Consider the following 20,268-nt stretch of genomic DNA (forward strand, 5'->3'; position numbering starts at 1 on the left):
CCGCTCAGCCATAGATCGTCTCGCCGCCGCCCGACTCCTTGCTCACCCGACGGGCGAGGTAGAGGCCCTCGAGGGCGAGCTCGATGGCGCCGGCGCGCTGGCCGTCGTTCGTGGCGCCGAGGCGGTCGCCGATCTCGTCGTAGAGCTCGGACTCGCCGAGCGAGGGCAGCCCGGCGAGGAAGTCGCGCGCGGCCACCTGCTCGCCCGTGGTGACGAGCGAGCCGCTCTCGAGTGCATCGACCAGCAGGGCGAAGTCGATGCCGCGGAAGTGCGCCCGAACGGTCTCGGCGGTCGCCGTGCGGAGGAGGTGGTCGAGGATCTCGTCCTCCCGACCCTCCTCGCCCGACTCGAACTCGATCTTGCCGCCGAGCACGTCGACCGCCGTCTCGAGGTCGACCGGGCGGGCCACGGCATCCGGCTCACCCTGGCGGGTCGCGCGGTGGATGGCGGCCGCCGCGATGGTCTCGGCTCCCGCGATCGAGAAGCGGGCGCTGACGCCGCTGCGCTGGTCGACCGACGCCGACTCCCGGAGGTTGCGGGTGAAGCGGGCGAGGATCTCGATGAGGTAGTCGGGCACGTCGGCGACGAGCTCGGCCTCCTGGCGGATGACGGCGATCTCGTCAGCCAGCTCGGTCGGGTAGTGGGTGCGGATCTCGGCGCCGAAGCGGTCCTTCAGCGGCGTGATGATGCGGCCGCGGTTCGTGTAGTCCTCGGGGTTCGCGCTCGCGACGACCAGCACGTCGAGCGGCAGCCGCAGCACGTAGCCGCGAATCTGGATGTCCCTCTCCTCCATCACGTTGAGCATCGCGACCTGGATGCGCTCGGCGAGGTCGGGCAGCTCGTTGATCGCGACGATGCCGCGATGGCTGCGCGGGATGAGGCCGAAGTGGATGGTCTCGGGGTCGCCCAGCGACCGCCCCTCGGCGACCTTCATCGGGTCGACGTCGCCGATCAGGTCGGCCACGCTCGTGTCGGGGGTGGCGAGCTTCTCGACGTAGCGCTCCTCGCGACGACGCCAGGAGATGGGAAGCCCGTCACCGAGCTCGGCCGCGCGGCGGAGGCTGACGCTGGTGATCGGGTCGTAGGGGTGCTCGCCGAGCTCGGATCCCTCGATCACGGGCGACCACTCGTCGAGCAGACCGGATAGCGTGCGGAGCAACCGGGTCTTGCCCTGGCCGCGCTCGCCGAGCAGCACGATGTCGTGCCCCGCGATGAGCGCGCGCTCCAGCTGCGGGATGACGGTCGACTCGAAGCCGTGCAGCCCCGGCCACGGGTCGCGGCCCTCCCGCAGGGCGTCGAGGAGGTTGTCGCGGATCTCGGTGCGGAGGGCCTTCTGAACATGCCCGGAAGCACGCAGTTCGCCGACCGTCGTCAGGGTTGGGCGCATCACGCGGGCAATGCTACGCCCGGTTTCCGGGGGTGATGTCAAGGTCTCAGGATGCGCGGCGGAGGGCTCATCCGAGCCCTCGTGTGCCGACATGACCCGGGCGTGCCTAGGATGCGAGGATGACCAGTTCAGCGTCCGCCCAGCGCACTCCCTGTAGATTACTGGTCTCGCGCGTGCGATCACGCGCGTTCTGGAGAGCCGCGGAGGATTCGTGACCGGCAATTCGACTACCCGATTCCGCAACGTGGCATTGCTGTCCGTTGCGAGCACGATCCCGTCGAGGGTGACCACCTCCGACGAGATCGAGCAGAAGCTCGCCGTGGCGCTCAAGCGCCTCAAGCTGCGGAGCGGTCTGCTGCGCCGCGTGGCCGGCGTGCTCGAGCGACGCAACTGGGGCCCGGGCGAGAGCTCGGATGCCGCGACCATCTCGGCCGGGCGCCGTGCGCTGGCCGAGGCCGGAATCGACGCCTCCGAGATCGGGCTGATGATCAACACCTCGGTGACCCGGCAGCACCTCGAGCCGTCGGTGGCCGTGCGCATCCACGACGGGCTCGGGCTGCCGAGCTCGGCCATCAACTTCGACGTCGCCAACGCCTGCCTCGGCTTCGTGACCGGGATGACCCTGGCCGCCGCGATGATCGAGTCGGGCCAGGTGAAGTACGCGCTGATCGTGAACGGCGAGGACGCCGACGAGATCCAGGTCAACACGATCGAGCGGCTGCTGCGCGACGACATCGACCGCGAGGCCTTCATGAGCGAGTTCGCCTCGCTCACCCTCGGCTCGGGGGCGGCGGCGGCCGTGATCGGGCCGGCCGACGCGCATCCGTCCGGCCACCGCATCCTGGGCGGGGTCACCCGGGCCGCCACCCAGTTCCACGAGCTCTGCGTCGGCAGCGTCGACGGCATGTTCACGGATGCTCGGGCGCTCCTGAAGGGCGGGCTCGACCTCGTGCTCTCCGCCTGGAAGGAGGCGCAGACCGAGTGGCGCTGGGGCAAGATGGACCGCTACATCACCCACCAGGTCTCCTCCGTGCACACCGACTCGATGGTGCGCGCCGCGACGCTCGACAAGAGCCGCGTGCCGGTGACCTACCCGCACCTCGGCAACGTGGGGCCGGCATCGATCCCGATCACGCTCGCCGAGGAGCAGAAGACGCTGAAGAACGGCGACCGCGTGCTGCTGATGGGCGTCGGGTCGGGGCTCAACACGGCTCTGATGGAGATCGCCTGGTGACGGTCTCGCCGTCGCCCGCCCGTTCCGCCGTCGCTCCCGCCGCCCTGCCTCCCGCCGGGCTCGACGGATTCGACACCGCCCACTCGCGGCTGTTGACCGTCGGCGACGACTCCTGGCACTACGTCGACACCGCGGATGCCCTGTCCGCCCTCGGGGCGGAGCCGGTCGGCACCGTGCTGGCGGTGCACGGCAACCCGACGTGGTCGTACCTCTGGCGGCACGTCGTCGCCGCGACCCTCGAGGCCGCTCGCTCGGGCGGCCCGGCCTGGCGCGTGGTCGCCGTCGACCAGCTCGAGATGGGGTACTCCTCGCGGAGCGGCCGCGCCCGCACCCTGCCCGAGCGCATCGAGGACCTCTCCGCCTTCACCGACGCCCTCGGCCTCACCGGGCCGGTCGTCACCCTCGGACACGACTGGGGTGGGGTGATCTCGCTCGGCTGGGCGACCACCCATCCCGAGTCGCTGGCCGGCGTGATGCTGCTGAACACCGCCGTGCACCAGCCTGCCGACGTGCCGATCCCGGCGCCGCTGCGGCTCGCCCGGGCCCGCGGGATGCTCGGCGCCGGCTCCGTACAGACCACCGGGTTCCTCGACGTGACGCTGTCGCTGGCCGCGCCGCCGCTGGCCCCTTCGGTGCGTGCGGGCTACCGGGCGCCGTACCCGACGGCCGCGCGCCGACGCGGGATCGGGGCGTTCGTCGCCGACATCCCCGTGGACGCCTCGCACCCGAGCCACGCGCGGCTGACGCGGCTCGCCGCCGACGTCGCCGCGCTGCGGGTGCCGGCGCTGATGCTCTGGGGGCCGCGGGATCCGATCTTCAGCGACCGCTATCTCGACGACCTGGTCGGGCGGCTGCCGCACGCGCAGGTGCACCGGTTCGAGGTCGCGGGGCATCTCGTGGCCGAGGACGCGCCGGTTGCGGAGTCGGTGCTGACGTGGCTGGGCGAGCACGTGGCGGATGCCGACCAGGTTGCGACGCCGGGCTCGGGCGCAGTGCTGGCTTCGGACGACGCCGCGACGGCCGACGGCGACCGCGCGGACCGCGCATCCGTCGAATTCGCACCGCTGTGGGCGCGGCTCGAGGAGCGGCGCGACGACCCGACCGACGCCGTGATCGAGCTGCGCGGCGAGGGCGTGCGGCGCGCGTCGTGGCGCACCCTGAACGACCGCGTCACCCGCCTGGCCACCGGGCTGCACCGCCTGGGTGTGCGGAAGGGCGACCGCGTCTCGCTGCTGACGACCCCCGGCGCGACGCTGACCGCCGTCGTCTACGCCTGCCTGCGGCTCGGCGCCGTCGTGGTGGTGGCCGACGCCGGGCTCGGCGTGCAGGGGCTCGGCCGGGCGCTCCGCGGCGCCTACCCCGACTACGTCATCGGCGAGACCCGCGGGCTGGCGGCGGCGCGGGCGCTGGGCTGGCCGGGCATCCGCATCTCGACTGCGCGGTTACCCCGCGCCTCGGCGCGGGCGCTCGGCGTGACGGTGAGTCTCCGCGAGCTGCTCGACGGCCCGGCCGTCGCCCTGCCCGCGGCACCCGGCCCGTCCGACCCGGCGGCCATCCTGTACACCTCCGGCTCGACCGGGCCCGCGAAGGGTGTCGTCTACACCCACGCCCAGCTCTCCGCGGTGCGCGACGCCCTCGGCGAGCACTTCGCCGTCACCCCCGAATCAGGGCTCGTCACCGGCTTCGCGCCGTTCGCGCTGCTCGGGCCGGCCCTCGGTGCGCGGTCGTCGACCCCCGAGATGGACGTCTCGGCACCCCGCACGCTGACCGCCCGCGCGGTGGCGGCGGCGGTCGCGGCAGCCTCGGCCGACATCGTGTTCCTCTCCCCCGCGGCCATCCTGAACGTGGTGGCGACCGCCGACGGTCTCGACCCGGGCGAGCGCACGGTGCTCGGGGGCGTGCGCACGGTGCTGTCGACCGGGGCGCCGGTGAGCGAGCGGATGCTCTCCGACCTCGTCGATCTCATGCCGAACGCGACGGCGCATGCCATCTACGGGATGACCGAATGCCTGCTGGTGTCGGACATCACGCTCGAGGACGTGCGGGCGGTGCGTTCGGCCGCGTCGGCCGCGGTGTCTGCTTCGGTTGATTCGGCGTCTCGGGACGAGGGGGTGTGCGTCGGGCATCCGATCGCCGGGGTCGAGGTGCGGATCAGCTCGCTCGACGCCCTCGGGCGCGCGGCCGGCTCGCCGTCGACGTCGGCCGGCGTGCTCGGCGAGGTGCTGATCTCGGCGCCGCACCTCAAGAGCGGCTACGACCGGCTCTGGCTGACCGATCGCGAGGCGGTGCGCGACACGCCCTCGGGCGGACGGTGGCATCGCACCGGCGACGTCGGGCACCTCGACGCCGACGGGCGGCTCTGGATCGAGGGACGGCTGCGGCACGTGATCGCGACCTCCGACGGGCCGGTCGCCCCGGTCGGTGCCGAGCAGGCGATCGAGACGGTGGACGCCGTGCGCCGCGCCGCGGTGGTCGGGGTGGGTCCGCAGGGCCTCCGGCAGTTCGTCGCCGTCGTCGAGGCCGAGCCCCGCGCGCGCCGGGCCTCGCTCGCCGCGCCCGAGCTGGCGCGGGACGTGCGGGAGTCGACCGGGCATCCACTCGTCGCGGTGTTCTCGGTCGCGCAGCTGCCGACGGACATCCGGCACAACTCGAAGATCGACCGTGCCGGGTTGTCGCGCTGGGCCGAGGCCGCGCTCGAGGGCCGGCGGCTGAGCGCGCCGTGACCGTCCTCGTCACCGGTGCGAGCGGGCTGCTCGGGCGGGCCGTCGCGGCGGAGATCGTCGCGCGCGGGCAGAGCGTGCGCACGCTTCAGCGGCGGCCGTCGGACCTGGCGACCGTCACCGATCTCGCGGGGTCGGTGACGGACGCCGACGCGGTCGCGCGGGCGGTCGAGGGCGTCGACGCGGTGGTGCACCTGGCCGCGAAGGTCTCGCTCGCGGGTGACGCCGAGGAGTTCACGGCGGTCAACGTGGAGGGCACCGGGCTGCTGCTCGAGGCCGCCGAGCGGGCGGGCGTCGAACGCTTCGTGCAGGTCTCGTCGCCGTCCGTCGCGCACGCGGGCCACTCGCTCGTGGGGGCCGGCGCCGACCCGGCCGACCCGGTGAGGGCGCGGGGCCTGTATGCGCGCACGAAGGCCGAGGGCGAGCTGCTCGCGCTAGCCCGCGACAGGCCGGGGTTCGCCGTCGTCGCCGTGCGGCCGCACCTCGTCTGGGGGCCGGGCGACACCCAGCTCGTCGAGCGCGTCGTCGACCGGGCGCGGCACGGCCGACTGCCGCTGCTCGGCGACGGCACGGCTCTCATCGACAGCACCTACGTCGACAACGCCGCCACGGCGATCGCGTCCGCGCTGGAGCGGGCCGCGCATCCGGAGGCCCACGGCCGCCCCTTCGTCGTCACCAACGGCGAGCCGCGCCCCGTCGCCGAGCTGCTCGCGGGCATCTGCCTCGCGGCTGGCGTGCAGCCGCCGCGCTGGAGCGTGCCGGCCGGCCTGGCCCGCGCCGCCGGCGGCGCCGTCGAGCGCTGGTGGGCGCTGCGCCCCGGCGCGGACGAGCCGCCCATGACGCGCTTTCTCGCCGAACAGCTCTCGACCGCGCACTGGTTCGACCAGCGCGCCACCCGCCACGCGCTCGCCTGGGCCCCGGCCGTCTCCCTCGACGAGGGCTTCCGCCGTCTGGCGGCCCACTACGCCCGCCCCTGACCCCGAGCTGCTTCCGTTGTCGGTGGTCATGCGTTGACTATTCTTCATGAAACGCTCATCGGAGGGTCGACGAGACGCTCGGTTCTATATAGAGTCTCTATACAGAAGAGAGGTGGTGCGGAATGGCGATCACGTCCATCGACATCGACAAGCAGCTCCTGCACGACGCCCGGGAGCTCCTCGGAGCGTCGTCGAACCGGGAGGCGGTGCAGCGCGCCCTCGAATACACCGTGACGATGCAGCGTCAGCAGCGCGCCCTCGATCGCATCTCGAGCCGCGCCTTCACCGAGGAGCAGATGAACGCGGCCAAGGTCGACTACTCCGCCTCGTGACGCAGCGCGCCTCCGCGGTGCTACCCGAGCGGCGAGGCTACCTCGTCGACAACAGCATCCTGCAGAAGCTCTCGCGGAGTCCCGCCATCCTGCAGCGCTTCCGCGACATCACAGCGACGCATCCGATCTTCACGTGTCCTCCGCAGGTGCTCGAGTACTGCTGGTCGGCGCGCGATCCCGCCGAGTACGCCGAGCTGCGCACCGACGTCGAGCTCTACACCCCCGCCGCCGTCGCCCCGCCGACCAGTGCGGTGCTCGACGTTCAGCAGGCCCTCTGGAACGCAGGGCTCGCGCGCGGGGCCGGCAACGCCGACGTGCTGATCGCGGCGTACGCGATCGCGAACGACTTGACCGTGCTGCACTCCGACCACGACTTCGAGCACATCCAGCGCGCCCTCGCGCCGGCGGTCTCGCTCAAGCAGGAGTTCGTGGCGGAGTAGCAGATGAGCGAGGTCGGCCGCGGCGGGCGGAGAGGGCCGTGGCCAGGAGGGCGCGGGCTCGGTCGTCGAAGGAGTGGGCGCGGGCCGTGGCCGCCGCGTTGAGGAGGAGGGCGGCGGGCGAGGGCCAGCGCGGGGAGGCCGGGTCGAGCAGGGCCGCGAGCTCCTCGGTCGAGCGGTAGATCTGCACCGAGCCGCCGAACTCGGTGGGCAGCCCGCGCACGTCGTCGCTGATCACGCGAGCGCCCGTCGCGACCGCGTCGAAGAGGCGGTTCGAGACGAAGCCGTCGCGGGCCATGTCGTCCCAGTGGTCGTTCAGCACCACCCGCGCCCGGCGATAGGCCGCCGGCACCTCGGCGTTGTCGAGGAACTCGGCCGCGACGTAGGAGGTGTCGATGAACTCCTCCCAGCCGTCGCCGTAGATCGTGAGGTCGGCACCGACCTCGAGCGCGTCCCGGATGATCGGCCGGAACACCGCGCGGGTCTTGCCGACGAACAGCGCGGCGATGTCCTGCTCGCCCGGCTCGGGGTGGAAGCGGCCGGGGTCGGTCGCCTGGAGGAGGGGCTGCACCTCGCGGCCGGGCACGGACATCCGCTCCGCCCAGTCGACGCTCGCGGCGAACCGTGCTGCCCAGTCGAGCCCCAGCTCGGCGTCACCGAGCAGTTCGGGGTGGCTGATCACCCAGAGGATGTTGACCGCGCCCGGCACGAGCACCGGCGGACGCAGCCCGACGAGGTGCACGACGACGTCGTCGGGCACCCGTTGCACGGGCCGTCTGCGAGACTCGAAGCGGTCGACGTAGACGGTCTGGCCGAGACGGCGGAGGCTCGCCGCGAGGTCGTCGGCATAGAAGACGTCGCCCCAGACGTCGCCCGTCCAGTCGTCGGGCGCCGAGATCTTCACGGCCCAGGTCAGGCGGGGCCGGCCGAGCACGATGGACAGCCGTCGGCTCGTGCGCGCGGCCGCCCAGGCGAGCGACTTGCGGGCACGGTCGGTGAGGCCCGCTGCAGCGAAGCGCACACGGTCCCCTCTCGTCATGTCCCTCTTCGAGGCTAGCGCGATCACGCGGGCGGGCCGCGCAGGCCGCGCCCTTGGTCGACCCGCGAGCAGTGGATGCTTGCGCCGCGGCCGAGAGTGAGTGTACAGTCACTCTCATGTCACCCCGAGCATCCGTCCTCTCCACCGCCGAGGTGCGGCGACCCCTCGTCGCCGACGCCGCCCTGAGCGCCTTCGCCCGCGGCGGCTACCACGGCACGACGGTGGCCGACGTCGCCCGGGCGGCAGGCATCTCCCCCGCGTACGCCTTCAAGCTCTACCCCCGCAAGGAGTCGCTGTTCGTCGCAGCACTCGAGGCATGCTTCGCCGAGATCGTCGTCGCGCTCGAACGCGGCGCCGAGGCAACGGGCGAGCAGTCACCGCGGGGAATACTCGACGCCATGGGAGACGCCTACGCCGAACTGATCGGCGATCGGCGTCTGCTCATGCTCCAGGTGCACGCCCAGTCGGTCGCCGACGTCCCCGAGATCGGCGCCGCGCTGCGGGCCGGCCTCCGCACGGTCACGAACCTCGCCAAGTCGCGCACCAACGCCTCCGACGAGGACGTGCAGCGCTTCGTCGCCTACGGGCAGCTCTGCCACCTGATCGTCACGGCCGGCGTCGAGGACGTTCCCGAGCAGTGGGCCGCCATCCTCTCCGCCGGCATCAGCCACCCCTGACCCCCGACCACCCTCCTCCGGGAGGGTTCTTCTTCGCCCCCAACAGTGAGTGAACAGTCACTCTACGAAAGGATCATCATGACCTCCCTCCTCCCTGACGTCCGCAGCACGCGCCGCTGGCTAGCCCTCGGCGTGCTGGCCCTCGCCCAGTTCCTCGTGGTGCTCGACGCCTCGATCGTCAACATCGCCCTCCCGGTGCTCGGCGAGCAGCTGCGCATGGACACCGCCGCCCTCGCCTGGGTCATCACCGCCTATGTGCTGGCCTTCGGCGGCCTGCTGCTGCTCGGCGGACGCCTCGCCGACCGCTACGGTCACCGCCGGGTGTTCCTCGTCGGCGTCGCCGGGTTCATCGCCGCCTCGGCACTCGCCGGGCTCTCGAGCGGCAGCGCGATGCTTCTCGCAGCGCGGGCGGTGCAGGGAGCATCCGCCGCCCTTCTGGCACCCGCGGCCCTCGCCCTGCTCACACAGCTCTTCCCCGAGACCCGCGAGCGCACCAAGGCGCTCGGCGTCTGGGGCGGTGTCGCCGGTATCGGCTCGGCGGCCGGCGTGCTGCTCGGCGGCGTGCTCACGGCCGCCTTCGGCTGGCAGTCGGTGTTCTTCGTGAACGTGCCGATCGGCGCGGCCGTGCTGGTCGCCGTGCCGCTGCTCATCACCCGCGACCGCGCCGGGCGTCCGTCGCGGCTCGACCTGCCGGGAGCCACCACCATCACGGCGGCGCTCGTGGCCGCGGTCGGGGCACTCAGCTCGGTCGAGCAGCTGGGGGCCGCGCATCCGCTCACCCTCGCCCTGGCCGTCGCCGCGCTCGGTCTTGGCACCGCCTTCGTGCTGATCGAGCGCCGCAGCCCGGCGCCGCTGGTGCCGCTGGACGTGTTCCGCAACGGCAACCTCACCGTCGGCAACCTCGTGATGCTGCTGGTCGGCGCGGCGACCGTGGCGCTGTTCTTCGCCCTGTCGGTGTTCATGCAGGCCGTTCTCGGCTACGACGCCCTCACCGCGGGGCTCGCGCAGCTCCCCCTCGCCGGCGCCCTGGTCGTCGTGGCCGGCCTCGCACCGGTCGTGATCGCCCGGGCCGGCGCCCGCAGCACGCTGATCGGCGCCCTCGTGCTGCTGGCCGCCGGGCTCGTCTGGCTGGCGGCCGCACCGTCCGACGCGGGCTTCGTCGCCCAGCTCCTCGGCCCGTCGGTGCTCATCGGCATCGGCCTCGGCGGGGCCTTCGTCACCACCACGCAGCTCTCCGTCGACGGCGTCGAGGGCGGCGAGTCGGGCCTCGCAGGCGGCCTCGTCAACACCAGCCAGCAGATCGGCGGGGCGCTCGGGCTCGCGGTGCTGGCCACGGTGGCGGCGTCGCGCACCGAATCGCTCGTAGCCTCGGGGGCGTCGGTTCCGGATGCTCTGACCGGCGGCTTCTCCTGGCTGTTCCTCGGGGCGGCCGGGGTGGCGCTCGCGGCGGCGGTCGTGGCGGGGTTCAGTCGGTCGGGAGCCGCGTCGCCCCGCTGAGGCCACGGCGACGGCGCCCGTCACCGGCCCGTCGCCCGGAGGGACAGGGGTCGGTCGGTTTCGCATTGTGGACAGCGAGCCGGCCGGCCCCTTCTCCGTCCGCCCGGGCCGCCGGAGGCTGGAACGATGGATGGCGAAGCCCGACCCGACGAATACGGGGAACTGTACGAGCAGTTCGTCGGCGAGCGGGGCATCGACCACGACCCTGCCGGGTGGAGCGATGACGACGTCGCGGCGTGGCGGCAGGAGTACCGGCAGTGGGAGAACGAGGGCCGAGACGCCTCGGCCGGGGTGCCGCCGCTGCCGTCCGGCGCGATGGCCTTCGAGGCGGAGGGGCTCCCCTTGGAGGTCGCGGCGATCGGTTCCGGGGCCTGGGCGGTGCGGCGGCCCGGGGACCACGCGACCCTCGCCATCCTGACCGAGACCAAGTCAGTCAGCGGGCCGCGCTTCACGCTGCTCGGTCCGGGTGTCGACGTGTCGGGGCCGGACTGGCGCGGGCTGCTGCAGGAGCTGCCGCCGGATCGGACCTGATGAGGCCAGCGCGGGACCGTTCCGCGGGAGACTGAGCTCATGGTGGACGAGCAGCAGCGCAGACAGGCCGCGCACGAAGACGGAAGCGGTGCATCATCGGCGGACCGCGACGCGACGACGGCCGACGAGATCGCACCGATCGTGACGCCTGCCGCTCGGCCGTTGGGGTTCTGGCCCGGGCTGCCGTACGCCGAGCGCCCGGAGGGCGGGCTGCGGCTCGACGTTCTGGCACCCGCGGGACCGGACGGCAGGACGGGGCAGGCGGGGGGCCCGGTGCCCGGAGCATCCGCTCGGCCCCTCGCCCCGGTCGTGGTCTTCCTGCACGGCGGGGGCTGGCACGAGGGCGACCGGGGGGCGGCGCTGCACCCGTGGCTGAACCCGCTGCTGGCGGCGCGGGGGTTCGTGACCGTCGCGCCGACGTACCGACTGAGCGGCACGGCCGTGTGGCCCGCCGCACTGGAGGACGCGCGAGCCGCCGTGGTCTGGACGATCGAGCACGCCGAGGAGTTCGGCGGCGACCCGGCGCGCGTCGGCGTGTGGGGCTTCTCGGCGGGCGCGCAGCTCGCGGCGCTCGTCGCGCTGGAGGCGTCGAGCGGAGTGCGGGCAGCCGCCGTCGCCGCGTGCCCCGCCGATCTGCGCTCCGCGGATATCGCCGGGGACAACGAGGTGACGCGCCTCCTGGGGGTGCCCGCGACGCCCGAGCGGCTGGCTGCGCTCAGCGCCGTCACGCTCGTGCGGGCGCCGACGGTGCCGTTCTCGATCGTGCACGGCACGGCCGACGAGATCGTGCCGTTCTGGCAGGGGGTGGCGCTGCGGGACGCTCTCCGGGCGGCCGGCGGGATCGCCGAGTGGCACGCCGTCGAGGGCGGGCGGCACAGCTGGGCCGACACCCCGTCGGCGGGCCTCGACGAGGGGGCGCCGAGCTTCGGCTCGCTCGCGGCCGACTTCTTCGAGCGGATGCTCTGACCGCCGCCCGCTCATCGCCGGCGTTTCGCGGTCAGGTCTTCGGGGCGATCAGTTCGTCGGGCCCTTCGGTTCGCCGGGCCCTTCGGTTCGCCGGGCGGCGGGCGGGGCGGCAGGTCAGGAGGCGGCGGGGAGGGCTGCGTGGCCGGCGGCTGCCGCGCGGTCGAGGTAGGCCGCGAAGTCGTCGGGGGCGATGAGCTGCTCGCGAGCAAGCGCGGTAGTGGCGGCGGCGGCCAGGGCCGGAGCGGCGGCCACGGCGGGGTCCGCCTCGGGCTCCCGAGCAGGGGCCGCGCGGAGGGTGTGGCGGAGGTGGGCGATCGCGCGGGACGCGAAGGTGCCGGGCGGGTCGAGCCAGACGAGCAGGAAGTGGCCGCCCGGGACGTCGAGGCACTGCCAGGGCATCTCGCCGAAGCCGACGCCCTCGACGAAGGCGGGGGCCTCGCCGAAGGTCAGCGGGCGGGCGTCGAGGCTCGCCCACATCTCGCGGAAGTCGGCGTCGCGCACCGAGAGGTCGCCGACGATCTCCTGCAGGCGGGGGTCGTTCGGGTCGCCGTGGTACCGCAGGGCCGCGACGGCGGCGCGGGCGGTGCGGCGCCAGCCCTCGAGTCCGCGTCCCTCCGGCGGGGCGAGGAACGCCGCCAGGACGCAGTTGCCCCCCGCGACCGCGAAGCTCGGCTGCAGGGCGTGTGCGAGGTCGTTGGCGACGAGCAGGTCCTGGTTGCGGTCGAGGACGTAGACGGGGGCATCCGACCACTGCTCGACGAGGCGGTGCACCAGGTCGCTCACCGGTGGGACGGGGCGGGCGAGTGACATCGGCGGCGCCGGCAGGGCGAGGCGGTAGAAGTAGGCGGCCGCGTCGGCGTCGAGGCGGAGGGCCCGGGTGAGGGAGGCGAGCACCTGCTCGGAGACCTGGTGGTGGCGGCCCTGCTCGAGGCGGATGTAGTACTCGCGGCTGATCCCGGCGAGGTCGGCGACCTCTTCGCGGCGGAGTCCGGTGACGCGGCGGCCGGGTTCGGCGACCAGGCCGACGTCGGCCGGCTGGAGCTGGGCGCGGCGGCCGCGCAGGTACTCGCCGAGGGTGGGCGCCACCGAGGCGGGCTGGGGGCCGCGGCGGGCCGACGGGAGGGCGGGAGCTGCGCGCATGTCGTTCCTTCGGGATCGCATCCGGAGTAGCGGTGCTCGAATCCTATTGGATTTTTTCGCTCCGTGCAGGGTCGGCGAGAACGCTCTCGAAGCGGCCCGGCGGAACTCCCGGCCAGAGCGGGTCAGAGCGCGTCAGAGGGCACCTGCACCGCGTACTTGAACCCACGGTGCGAGCCCACGAAGCCGAGCCGCTCGTAGAATCGGTGCGCATCGGTTCGCGCCTCGTCCGAGGTCAGCTGCACGAGCGCGGCGCCGAGGGCCGGGGCCGCGACGTCGGTGGTCCAGCGCATCAGGGCCGAGCCGATGCCCGCCGACCGCCGCCCGCTGCTCACCCGCACCGCCTCGACGAGCAGCCGGGTCGCACCGCGCCGCGAGAGGCCCGGGATGCGCGTCAACTGCATCATCGCGACCACGTCCCCGCCCGGTCCGACGGCGACGACGAGGTCGTTCGAGGCGTCGGCGAGGGTCTCGACGAGGCCTGCCCGGTAGGCCGCGGTGTCGGACTCGTCGGCCTGGTCGCCGCGGGAGGCGCTGATGGCGTCGTCAGCGAGCAGCCGCATCAGGGCGTCGAGGTCCTCGACGGTTGCGCGACGGAGGGTGACGGCGCCACCCGGGGTCTCGAGCGGCACGGGCAGGGCGAGGGAGGCGAGCACGCATCCAGTCTTCCATCGCTCGAGTGAGTGCGGCCGGGCAGGCGTGCGACGCGGCCCGCCGCGGCACGTGCAACGCAGCTCGACAGACGTGGGAGGAGGTTGCGACGCGGGTCGTGCCGGCACGGGCATCCGGGTGCGTAGCCTCGCTGCATGCCGAGCCAGAAGAACCCCGCCCACGTCCCCTCCGGCGCGAGCCCGCTGCGGAGGGCCGCCGCCGAGGCGGGCGGCACGTTCCTGCTCGTCTTCGGCCTGATCGGAGCCGCCCTGCTCACCTCCCCCGACTCGAACGGCGTCGCCGCCCAGCCCGGCACGGGGCTGCTCGGCGTCGCGGTAGCCCTGGGGCTCACCGTGGCGATCGGAGCCGCCGTGGTGGGCCCGGTGTCGGGCGGGCACTTCAACCCCGCCGTCACCCTCGGGGTCGCGGTGGCCGGGCGGCTGCGCTGGGGGCTCGTGCCGGTGTACCTCGCCGCCCAGGTGGTCGGCGGGGTCGCCGGCGCCGCGCTCGTGCGCGCCCTGCTGCTCGGCAGCGACGACGGCGGGGCCGCGGCGGTTCGCGCGGGCTTCGCCTCGACGGGGTACGGGATGCTCTCCCCCGGCCATTTCGGCCTTCTCCCGGTCGCGGCCATCGAGCTGATCGCGACCGCGGTGCTGGTCGTCGTGGTGCTGACCACGACCCACCCCACGACCGGCACACCGCTCGCCCCGCTCGTGATCGGCGGCACGCTGACGCTGATGCTGTTCGTCGCCCTGCCGATCGACAACGCCTCACTGAACCCCGCCCGCTCGCTCGCCACCGCGGTGTTCGGCGGCGGCGACTGGATGGCGCAGCTCTGGGCCTTCCTCGTCTTCCCCGTTCTGGGCGCGGTGATCGCGGCGGGGCTCTACCGCGTGGCGGTGGAGGGGCGGGAGTCCGCGGCGCCGGCCGCGGCACCGGAGGCGGCGGGGCCCGGCGCCGCCCGAGCCGCCGCACCGGCCGCCTCCACCCCCGCCTGAGCTCCGCGCCCCCACGGCAGCGGCAGCCGCCCGGCCAGCTGCAGCACGCACAGCGTGCTCACGAGCACCGCCAGGGCGAGAGCGCCGAGCGGCAGCAGCAGGCCCTCGGGGTCGGTGAGGGCATCCGGAACCAGCCCCGGCTCGTCGCGGGCCGCCGTCAGCGCGGTGGCCGCCGGAAGCGCCGCGGCAGGCGCCCCGGCAGCAGGCGCCGCACCCCCGGCCGACGGCGCAGCGGGCGGGCGGGCGACGGGGGTGTTCGAGGGGTCGGCACCGTTCGGGGCCGGCGGGGCGGGGGGAACGATCGCGGGGGCGGTCGCGTCGTAGTTGACGATGAGCGGGGTCGCGGGCTTGGCGGGGTCGCGCTGCCCGCCCGAGCTGAACCAGTACGAGGCCTGCCCGGTGAGCTGCTGGAACGCCACGAAGTCCGCCGGGAACGACCCCCAGTACGCCTCGTTCACGGCGCTCGGCGCGACCTGCCCCGGGTCGCCGCTCCGCACGCCGAGGTATTCGGGCTGGGCGGTGAATCCGCCGGCGGTGCCGAGATCGACTCCGCGCAGCTCGGCGAGCACGACCTCGCGGGCCGGCAGCGGTTCCCATTTCGTCAGGTCGTCCATGCTCGTGCCGTAGCCGCCGAGCGTCGCGACGAGGCGGCCCGTGCCGTCGGGGGCGACGGTGAGGGTAGGGTCGGTGGCTGTCCAGTAGGTCATGCCGCCGTAGAAGGCGACGGTGAACGAGCCTGACCAGCGGATGCGCGCCCCACCCGGCCCGACCTCCCCGACTCCCCCGTCGATCACGACCTGGCTGCTCGTCGAGGCCGTGAGCGAGCCGGCACTGACCGGGGCGCCGCTCGGGTCGAGGCAGCGGGTCGCGAAGTCGGCGGTGCGCCAGGTTCCGGATGCGGTGGCCTTCTCGATCCGCACATCCCCGCTCTCGGCGGCGTAGAGTCCGTCGTCGGCACCCCACACCCGCGCGCCCCCGGCGTCGCCCGCCGCCCCGGCGCTGAGAAAGTTGCACCCGCCGGCGAACGACCCGCTACTCGCCTCGCGGTTGAGGCCCCACCGCAGCTGGGCGTTCGCGACTTGCCCCGCGCCGCCCTCGCCGCCCTCGGGCACGGTGACGGTGATGGGTCGGTCGCCCCCGTCGGGCGCGGGCGCGCCGTCGACCGCGGCTGCCGTGTCGGTCGCAACGGGTCCGGATGCGGTGGCCGCCGTGCCGGGGCCCGCTGCGGCGAGCAGGGCCCCGGCTCCCACCGCGACCACGAGGGCGAGCGCTGCGCGGATCGCGGCCCTTCGCGCCGCCCTCACCGCCGCACCGTCTCGAGCACCTCGGTGTCGGCCGCGGCGCCGCCGGCCGCGGCCGGTGCGGCAACGCCGGCGGATGCGGCCAGCGGGGCCGGGCGGGCGGCCGCACGGCGGGCGCGCCGGCGGCGGGACGCGCGGACGAGGGCCGTGACGAGGCTCGTCAGCAGGAGCACGGCCGTCACGAGGAGGGCCACCGAGAGTGCGATCCAGAGCCACGGCGGCACCGCCGGCGACGCCGTCACGGCCGGGAGGAGCGGCGCGGCGGCAGCCGCCGCCTGCACCGTCACCTCCGTCTGGGCCACCGCCCCCGAGGCGGCCCCGGTGAGGATGAGCACGTGGGTTCCTGCCCGGATATCTGCCGGGACGTCGAGCACCGCCGCGACCTCCCCGGCCGCGCCCGCGACCAGCGGGCCGACCGCCGCGACCCCGTCGTCGAGCGTCGCCACGACCTGCTCGCCAGGGGTGAAGCCGCGGCCGGCGAAGCTGAGCGCGTTGCCCGCGATCGCGGTCGCGGCCGTGTAGCCGACGCGGGCCGCCGACGCGCCCGAGGCGGAAGCGGCGGCGAGCGCATCCGCCGAGCCCGCCCCAGCACCCGCACCGGCCGACCCGCCGCCGGCGGCCCCCGCACCCGCACCCGCACCAGCGCCCGCACCGCCGGATGCACCGGCCCCCGCCGCGAACGTGATCGGCGTGAACGTCTCGTTACCCGCGTTCTTCACCCCGTGCGCCCCGATCGTGATGATGCCGCACTGCACCTCGCGGCAGTTCACCGAGCCGACGTCGCCGTTGCGGTCGCGACTCTCGAAGCTCGCCCCGGGGATGACGAGGTCGACGCTCCAGCCGCCCGAGGCGTCCATCACGGCGTTGGCGGCGTCGGCCGTGTCGCTGCCGGGGAAGGCGACGAAGCGCTGGAAACCGGCGTTGTCCTTCGCCTCGCTGTCGGGCACGTAGCGGTAGTCGGCGCCGACCTCGCCGCCCTGGCTCGGCCGCCAGGAGGCCGGGTCGACCCAGCCGAAGAGCACGTACACGCCGCCGAAGCCGCCCGTGATCGACTGGAACCCGCTGCCGGTGACCGTCACCGGCGTCGCGTAGTCGGGATCGGCGGTCGCGGTGCCCTCGGCGTTCGCGACGCTGACCGAGCCGGTCGCGTGCGCCGGCGGCGCGCTGAGGGGCGCGACCACCGTGGCCACGACGAGAGCGCCGACGAGTGCGACGCCGCCGCCGAGAACGGGCCGGCGCAGGCGGGTGTCAGTCATGGGTGATTCCTCCGAGGACCGTGGTGAGAGGGCCGGGCGAAAGGGCCGGGCGACCGGGCCGGCCGCACGAGCAGCGTCCCGTCGACCTGGTGCACGAGGATCGGATGCCGGTACACCGCGCTCAGCAGCGCCGCGTCGAGCGCCTCGACGGGCGGCCCGTCGGCCCGCACGCGCCCGCCCTCGAGCACCACGACGCGGGTGGCGTGCGCAGCCGCGAGGTCGAGGTCATGCAGCACGACGACGGCCGATCCCCCGGCGTCGGTGTGGGCGCGCAGGTGCCCGAGCAGCCGCTCCTGGTGCCGGATGTCGAGGCTCGCCGTCGGTTCGTCCAGCAGCACGAGCTCGCAGCCCTGCGCCCGCACCCGGGCCCACGCGGCACGGGCCTGCTCGCCGCCCGACAGTTCGGGCAGGCGTCGGTGCTGCAGCGCGTCGAGCTCGGCGTCGTCGACGGCGGCGTCGACCCGCTCCGACTCCTCGACCGGCCCGAGCGACGGCCACGGCGCGAGTCCCATCGCCACGACCTCGCGAACAGTGAAGGGGAACGAGACGTCGTTCGACTGCGTCAGCACCGAGCGGATGCGCGCCAGATCCCGCGCCCGCCACGACGCCACGGCGCGGCCGTCGACCGCCACCCTGCCGGAGGTCGGCGTGACGTCGCCCGCCAGCACGTGCAGCAGCGTCGACTTGCCCGCCCCGTTCGGCCCGACGAGCGCGACGAGCTCGCCCGCGCCGATCCCGAGCGACACCGAGTCGAGGATCGCGCGCCCCTCCACCTCGAGCCCCACCCCGTCGGCCACGATCCGCGCCGCCACCACCTTCCGCATCACGCCCACCCGCCCGACCGCCGCCGCGTGCGCCGGATCAGCCAGAAGAAGAACGGTCCGCCCACGAGCGCGGTGAGCATCCCGAGCGGCAGATCGGCGTACGGCACCGCCGTGCGCGCTACCAGGTCGGCCGCGAGCAGCAGCAGTGCCCCGCCCAGCGCGCTCGCCACGATCAGCCGCCGATGCCCCGGACCGAGCAGCATCCGCATCAGGTGCGGCACCACGAGCCCGACGAACGCGACGATCCCGCAGAGCGCCACGGCCGCGGCCGTCAGGATCGCGATCACCACGATCGCGATCACCCGCGTCGACTCCACCTTCACGCCGAGGTGCCTGGCCTGCCGCTCGCCCAGCGCCATCAGGTCGAGTCGCCGCGCGAGCAGCAGCGCGAACACCGTGCCCGCGAGGCAGATCGGAAGCACGATCGCCACGTCCTGCCAGCGGCTGCCGTTCAGCGAGCCGAGCTGCCAGAACACGATCTGCTCGCGCTGCTGCGTCGACGCGGCGAACATCAGGAACGCGATCCCGGCACCGGCCACGGCGGTCACCGCGATGCCGGTCAGGAGCAGCGTCACCACCTCGGTGCGCCCCCGCGACCGGGCGGTCAGGTACACCAGCAGCGTCGCGGCGAGCCCGCCCGCGAAGGCGAAGACCGGCGCGGTCAGGATGCCGAGGAACGTCGCCCCCAGCACGATCGCCGTGCTCGCCCCGAGCGCCGCCCCGGCCGACACCCCCACCACCCCCGGCTCGGCGAGCGGGTTGCGGAACACGCCCTGCATGACGACCCCGCCCACCGCGAGTGAGGCACCGACGACCGCCGCCATCGCGATCCGCGGGAAGCGGATGGCCCACAGCGTGGCATCGGCGTTCGGATGCACGGGCACCGCCGGCACGGGCAGCACCGCCGGGGCGCCCACCCCGGCCAGCAGTTCGTTGCCGTGCAGTGCGAGCGACCCCACGATCTCCGGCACCGGGACCGGCAGCTGCCCGGTGCCGGCCGAGACCACCGCGAGCACCACGACGCCGACGGCGAGCAGCAGCACCGTCAGCCGGTACCGGGCGGCGCCGGGCGCGGCCGGGCCGACCCGGGGCCCAGGCGGAGGTGAGGGCGGAGTCGGCACCGCCACCGGGGCGACCGTGGCGGTCACCGGGCGGCATCCGGAGCGTAGAGACCGACGGCGAGCGCCTCGAGCACCCGGGCGCTGTCGGGCCCGAAACTGAGGATCTGCGAGTCGGGCATGTCGACCACCCGGCGGTGCTGACCCGCCGGCGTCTGCTGCAGGGCGGGCACGGCCTCGAGCAGCCCGTCGACGCCGTCGACCGATTCGAGGCCGCCCGTCATCACGAGCACGAGGTCGGGCGCGGCAGCAACGAGCCCCTCGTCGGTGAGGGGCCGCATGCCGATCCAGCCGATCTCGGCCGAGACGTCGATGCCGCCGAGCGCGGTGACCAGGTCGTCGGCGCCCGAGCCCTGACCGAACAGGTAGTAGACGCCGGCCTGCCCCCGCACGTAGAGGAAGACGATGCGCAGCCGCTCGGCGGGGTCGGCGGGCGCGACGGCGGCGATGGCCGCGACGGCGGCGTCGATCTCGGCCCCCGTGCGTGCGGCGAGCTGGTCGCCCCGCGCAGGCACCCCGAGCCCGGCGGCGACCTGACCGATCAGCTCGCCGGTGCCCGCGAGCGAGCGGTGCGAGTCGACCACGATCACGGGCACCCCGGTGTCCCGCAGCTGCAGAATCGTGTCCCACGGACCCAGGCTCGTGTCGGTGACGATCACGGTCGGCGCCAGCGCGAGGATCGCCTCGGCGTTCAGGTCGTGCCCGTTCTGCGTCACGAGCGGCCGGTCGGCGATCTCAGCGAAGCCGCTCGAGACGTCGCGACCCACGACCTGCTCGCCGAAGCCCAGCTCGAACACGATCCGCGAGAGCGAGCCGTAGATGTCGAGGGCCAGGATGCGCGAGGTGTCGGTGACGGTGACGGCCGTTCCCTGGGCATCCGTCACCGTGGCCGGCAGCGCCTGCGCGGGCTCGGTGATCGCCTCGATGGGGCTCGCCGGGGCCGCGACGCTCGAGGGCCCCTCCCAGGCCTTCGGGTTCGCGACCGGGGTGACGTCGGCGAGGGCGGGAGTGGCCGGGCCGGCGTCGGTCGAGCCGTCGGCCGCGGTCGAGCATCCGGAGAGCAGAGCGAGGCTCAGAAGGGCACCGGCGACGGCGAGGAGGGGGCGGGGCAGGGAGGTCACGGAATCCACTCTAGCTTTGGTTAGGCTTAACTTACTATGGTTAGGCTGTCCTAACTCAGGACGAT

19 protein-coding genes are annotated in these 20,268 nt (G+C 74.3%); 10 read left to right on the top strand and 9 right to left on the bottom strand.

The window, feature by feature from the left end:
- Positions 1–4 precede the first annotated feature (4 nt).
- Entirely contained in the window at positions 5–1,387 is a 1,383-nt protein-coding gene (locus HQQ85_RS06490; protein WP_173181763.1) for a magnesium chelatase, read from the bottom strand.
- 211 nt (positions 1,388–1,598) lie between these two features.
- Between HQQ85_RS06490 and HQQ85_RS06495 the strand changes: the two genes are divergently transcribed.
- The 5 genes from HQQ85_RS06495 (at position 1,599) to HQQ85_RS06515 (ending at position 7,090) form a co-directional block, all read left to right on the top strand.
- Entirely contained in the window at positions 1,599–2,621 is a 1,023-nt protein-coding gene (locus HQQ85_RS06495; RefSeq protein WP_173181612.1) for a 3-oxoacyl-ACP synthase III, read from the top strand.
- Positions 2,618–5,344 (top strand): alpha/beta fold hydrolase, encoded by a 2,727-nt coding sequence (locus HQQ85_RS06500; protein ID WP_173181613.1) that lies wholly within the window; start codon positions 2,618–2,620, stop codon positions 5,342–5,344. Before HQQ85_RS06495 ends, HQQ85_RS06500 begins: the two co-directional genes overlap by 4 nt.
- Positions 5,341–6,318 (top strand): NAD-dependent epimerase/dehydratase family protein, encoded by a 978-nt coding sequence (locus tag HQQ85_RS06505; protein ID WP_173181614.1) that lies wholly within the window; start codon positions 5,341–5,343, stop codon positions 6,316–6,318. The genes HQQ85_RS06500 and HQQ85_RS06505 overlap by 4 nt, the downstream gene beginning before the upstream one ends.
- A 122-nt stretch (positions 6,319–6,440) precedes the next feature.
- Entirely contained in the window at positions 6,441–6,650 is a 210-nt protein-coding gene (locus HQQ85_RS06510) for a type II toxin-antitoxin system VapB family antitoxin (protein ID WP_173181615.1), read from the top strand.
- The gene (locus tag HQQ85_RS06515) at positions 6,647–7,090 is read left to right on the top strand and encodes a PIN domain-containing protein (RefSeq protein ID WP_371741790.1); all 444 of its coding nucleotides are present in this window, start codon (positions 6,647–6,649) and stop codon (positions 7,088–7,090) included. Before HQQ85_RS06510 ends, HQQ85_RS06515 begins: the two co-directional genes overlap by 4 nt.
- On the opposite strand, the gene HQQ85_RS06520 is transcribed toward HQQ85_RS06515, so the two are convergent.
- Positions 7,065–8,126, bottom strand: a complete 1,062-nt coding sequence (locus HQQ85_RS06520) for a hypothetical protein (protein ID WP_173181616.1) — start codon at positions 8,124–8,126, stop codon at positions 7,065–7,067. The genes HQQ85_RS06515 and HQQ85_RS06520 overlap by 26 nt on opposite strands.
- A 116-nt stretch (positions 8,127–8,242) precedes the next feature.
- On the opposite strand from HQQ85_RS06520, the gene HQQ85_RS06525 reads away from it, so the two are divergent.
- The 4 genes from HQQ85_RS06525 to HQQ85_RS06540 all read left to right on the top strand — a co-directional run bounded on the left by HQQ85_RS06525 (position 8,243) and on the right by HQQ85_RS06540 (position 11,797).
- A complete protein-coding gene (locus HQQ85_RS06525; protein ID WP_173181617.1) occupies positions 8,243–8,803 on the top strand; it encodes a TetR/AcrR family transcriptional regulator in 561 nt (186 codons plus the stop codon).
- 78 nt (positions 8,804–8,881) lie between these two features.
- Complete coding sequence (locus tag HQQ85_RS06530; protein ID WP_173181618.1) at positions 8,882–10,300, top strand: MFS transporter; 1,419 nt, start codon at positions 8,882–8,884, stop codon at positions 10,298–10,300.
- Positions 10,301–10,426: 126 nt separating this feature from the next.
- Complete coding sequence (locus HQQ85_RS06535; protein ID WP_173181619.1) at positions 10,427–10,831, top strand: hypothetical protein; 405 nt, start codon at positions 10,427–10,429, stop codon at positions 10,829–10,831.
- A gap of 39 nt (positions 10,832–10,870) precedes the next feature.
- A complete protein-coding gene (locus HQQ85_RS06540; RefSeq protein ID WP_173181620.1) occupies positions 10,871–11,797 on the top strand; it encodes an alpha/beta hydrolase in 927 nt (308 codons plus the stop codon).
- A gap of 114 nt (positions 11,798–11,911) precedes the next feature.
- Here the strand turns inward: HQQ85_RS06540 and HQQ85_RS06545 are convergent, their stop codons facing one another.
- Positions 11,912–12,937, bottom strand: a complete 1,026-nt coding sequence (locus tag HQQ85_RS06545; RefSeq protein WP_173181621.1) for a helix-turn-helix transcriptional regulator — start codon at positions 12,935–12,937, stop codon at positions 11,912–11,914.
- A 122-nt stretch (positions 12,938–13,059) separates the two neighbouring features.
- Complete coding sequence (locus tag HQQ85_RS06550; RefSeq protein WP_173181622.1) at positions 13,060–13,590, bottom strand: GNAT family N-acetyltransferase; 531 nt, start codon at positions 13,588–13,590, stop codon at positions 13,060–13,062.
- A 150-nt stretch (positions 13,591–13,740) separates the two neighbouring features.
- Between HQQ85_RS06550 and HQQ85_RS06555 the strand changes: the two genes are divergently transcribed.
- Entirely contained in the window at positions 13,741–14,583 is an 843-nt protein-coding gene (locus HQQ85_RS06555) for an aquaporin (protein ID WP_173181623.1), read from the top strand.
- Here the strand turns inward: HQQ85_RS06555 and HQQ85_RS06560 are convergent.
- The 5 genes from HQQ85_RS06560 to HQQ85_RS06580 are packed head-to-tail and all read right to left on the bottom strand — an operon-like array spanning position 14,472 to position 20,203.
- Entirely contained in the window at positions 14,472–15,887 is a 1,416-nt protein-coding gene (locus HQQ85_RS06560; protein WP_173181624.1) for a hypothetical protein, read from the bottom strand. The genes HQQ85_RS06555 and HQQ85_RS06560 overlap by 112 nt on opposite strands.
- A complete protein-coding gene (locus tag HQQ85_RS21450; RefSeq protein WP_173180471.1) occupies positions 15,884–17,140 on the bottom strand; it encodes a hypothetical protein in 1,257 nt (418 codons plus the stop codon). The genes HQQ85_RS06560 and HQQ85_RS21450 overlap by 4 nt, the downstream gene beginning before the upstream one ends.
- Complete coding sequence (locus HQQ85_RS06570) at positions 17,137–17,964, bottom strand: heme ABC transporter ATP-binding protein (protein WP_173181625.1); 828 nt, start codon at positions 17,962–17,964, stop codon at positions 17,137–17,139. The genes HQQ85_RS21450 and HQQ85_RS06570 overlap by 4 nt, the downstream gene beginning before the upstream one ends.
- Positions 17,964–19,112 (bottom strand): iron ABC transporter permease, encoded by a 1,149-nt coding sequence (locus HQQ85_RS06575; RefSeq protein ID WP_173181626.1) that lies wholly within the window; start codon positions 19,110–19,112, stop codon positions 17,964–17,966. The genes HQQ85_RS06570 and HQQ85_RS06575 overlap by 1 nt, the downstream gene beginning before the upstream one ends.
- Complete coding sequence (locus HQQ85_RS06580; protein WP_173181627.1) at positions 19,109–20,203, bottom strand: ABC transporter substrate-binding protein; 1,095 nt, start codon at positions 20,201–20,203, stop codon at positions 19,109–19,111. Before HQQ85_RS06580 ends, HQQ85_RS06575 begins: the two co-directional genes overlap by 4 nt.
- Positions 20,204–20,268 lie beyond the last annotated feature (65 nt).

It is taken from the genome of Herbiconiux sp. VKM Ac-2851 (assembly GCF_013205105.1).
Lineage (GTDB): Bacteria > Actinomycetota > Actinomycetes > Actinomycetales > Microbacteriaceae > Herbiconiux > Herbiconiux flava.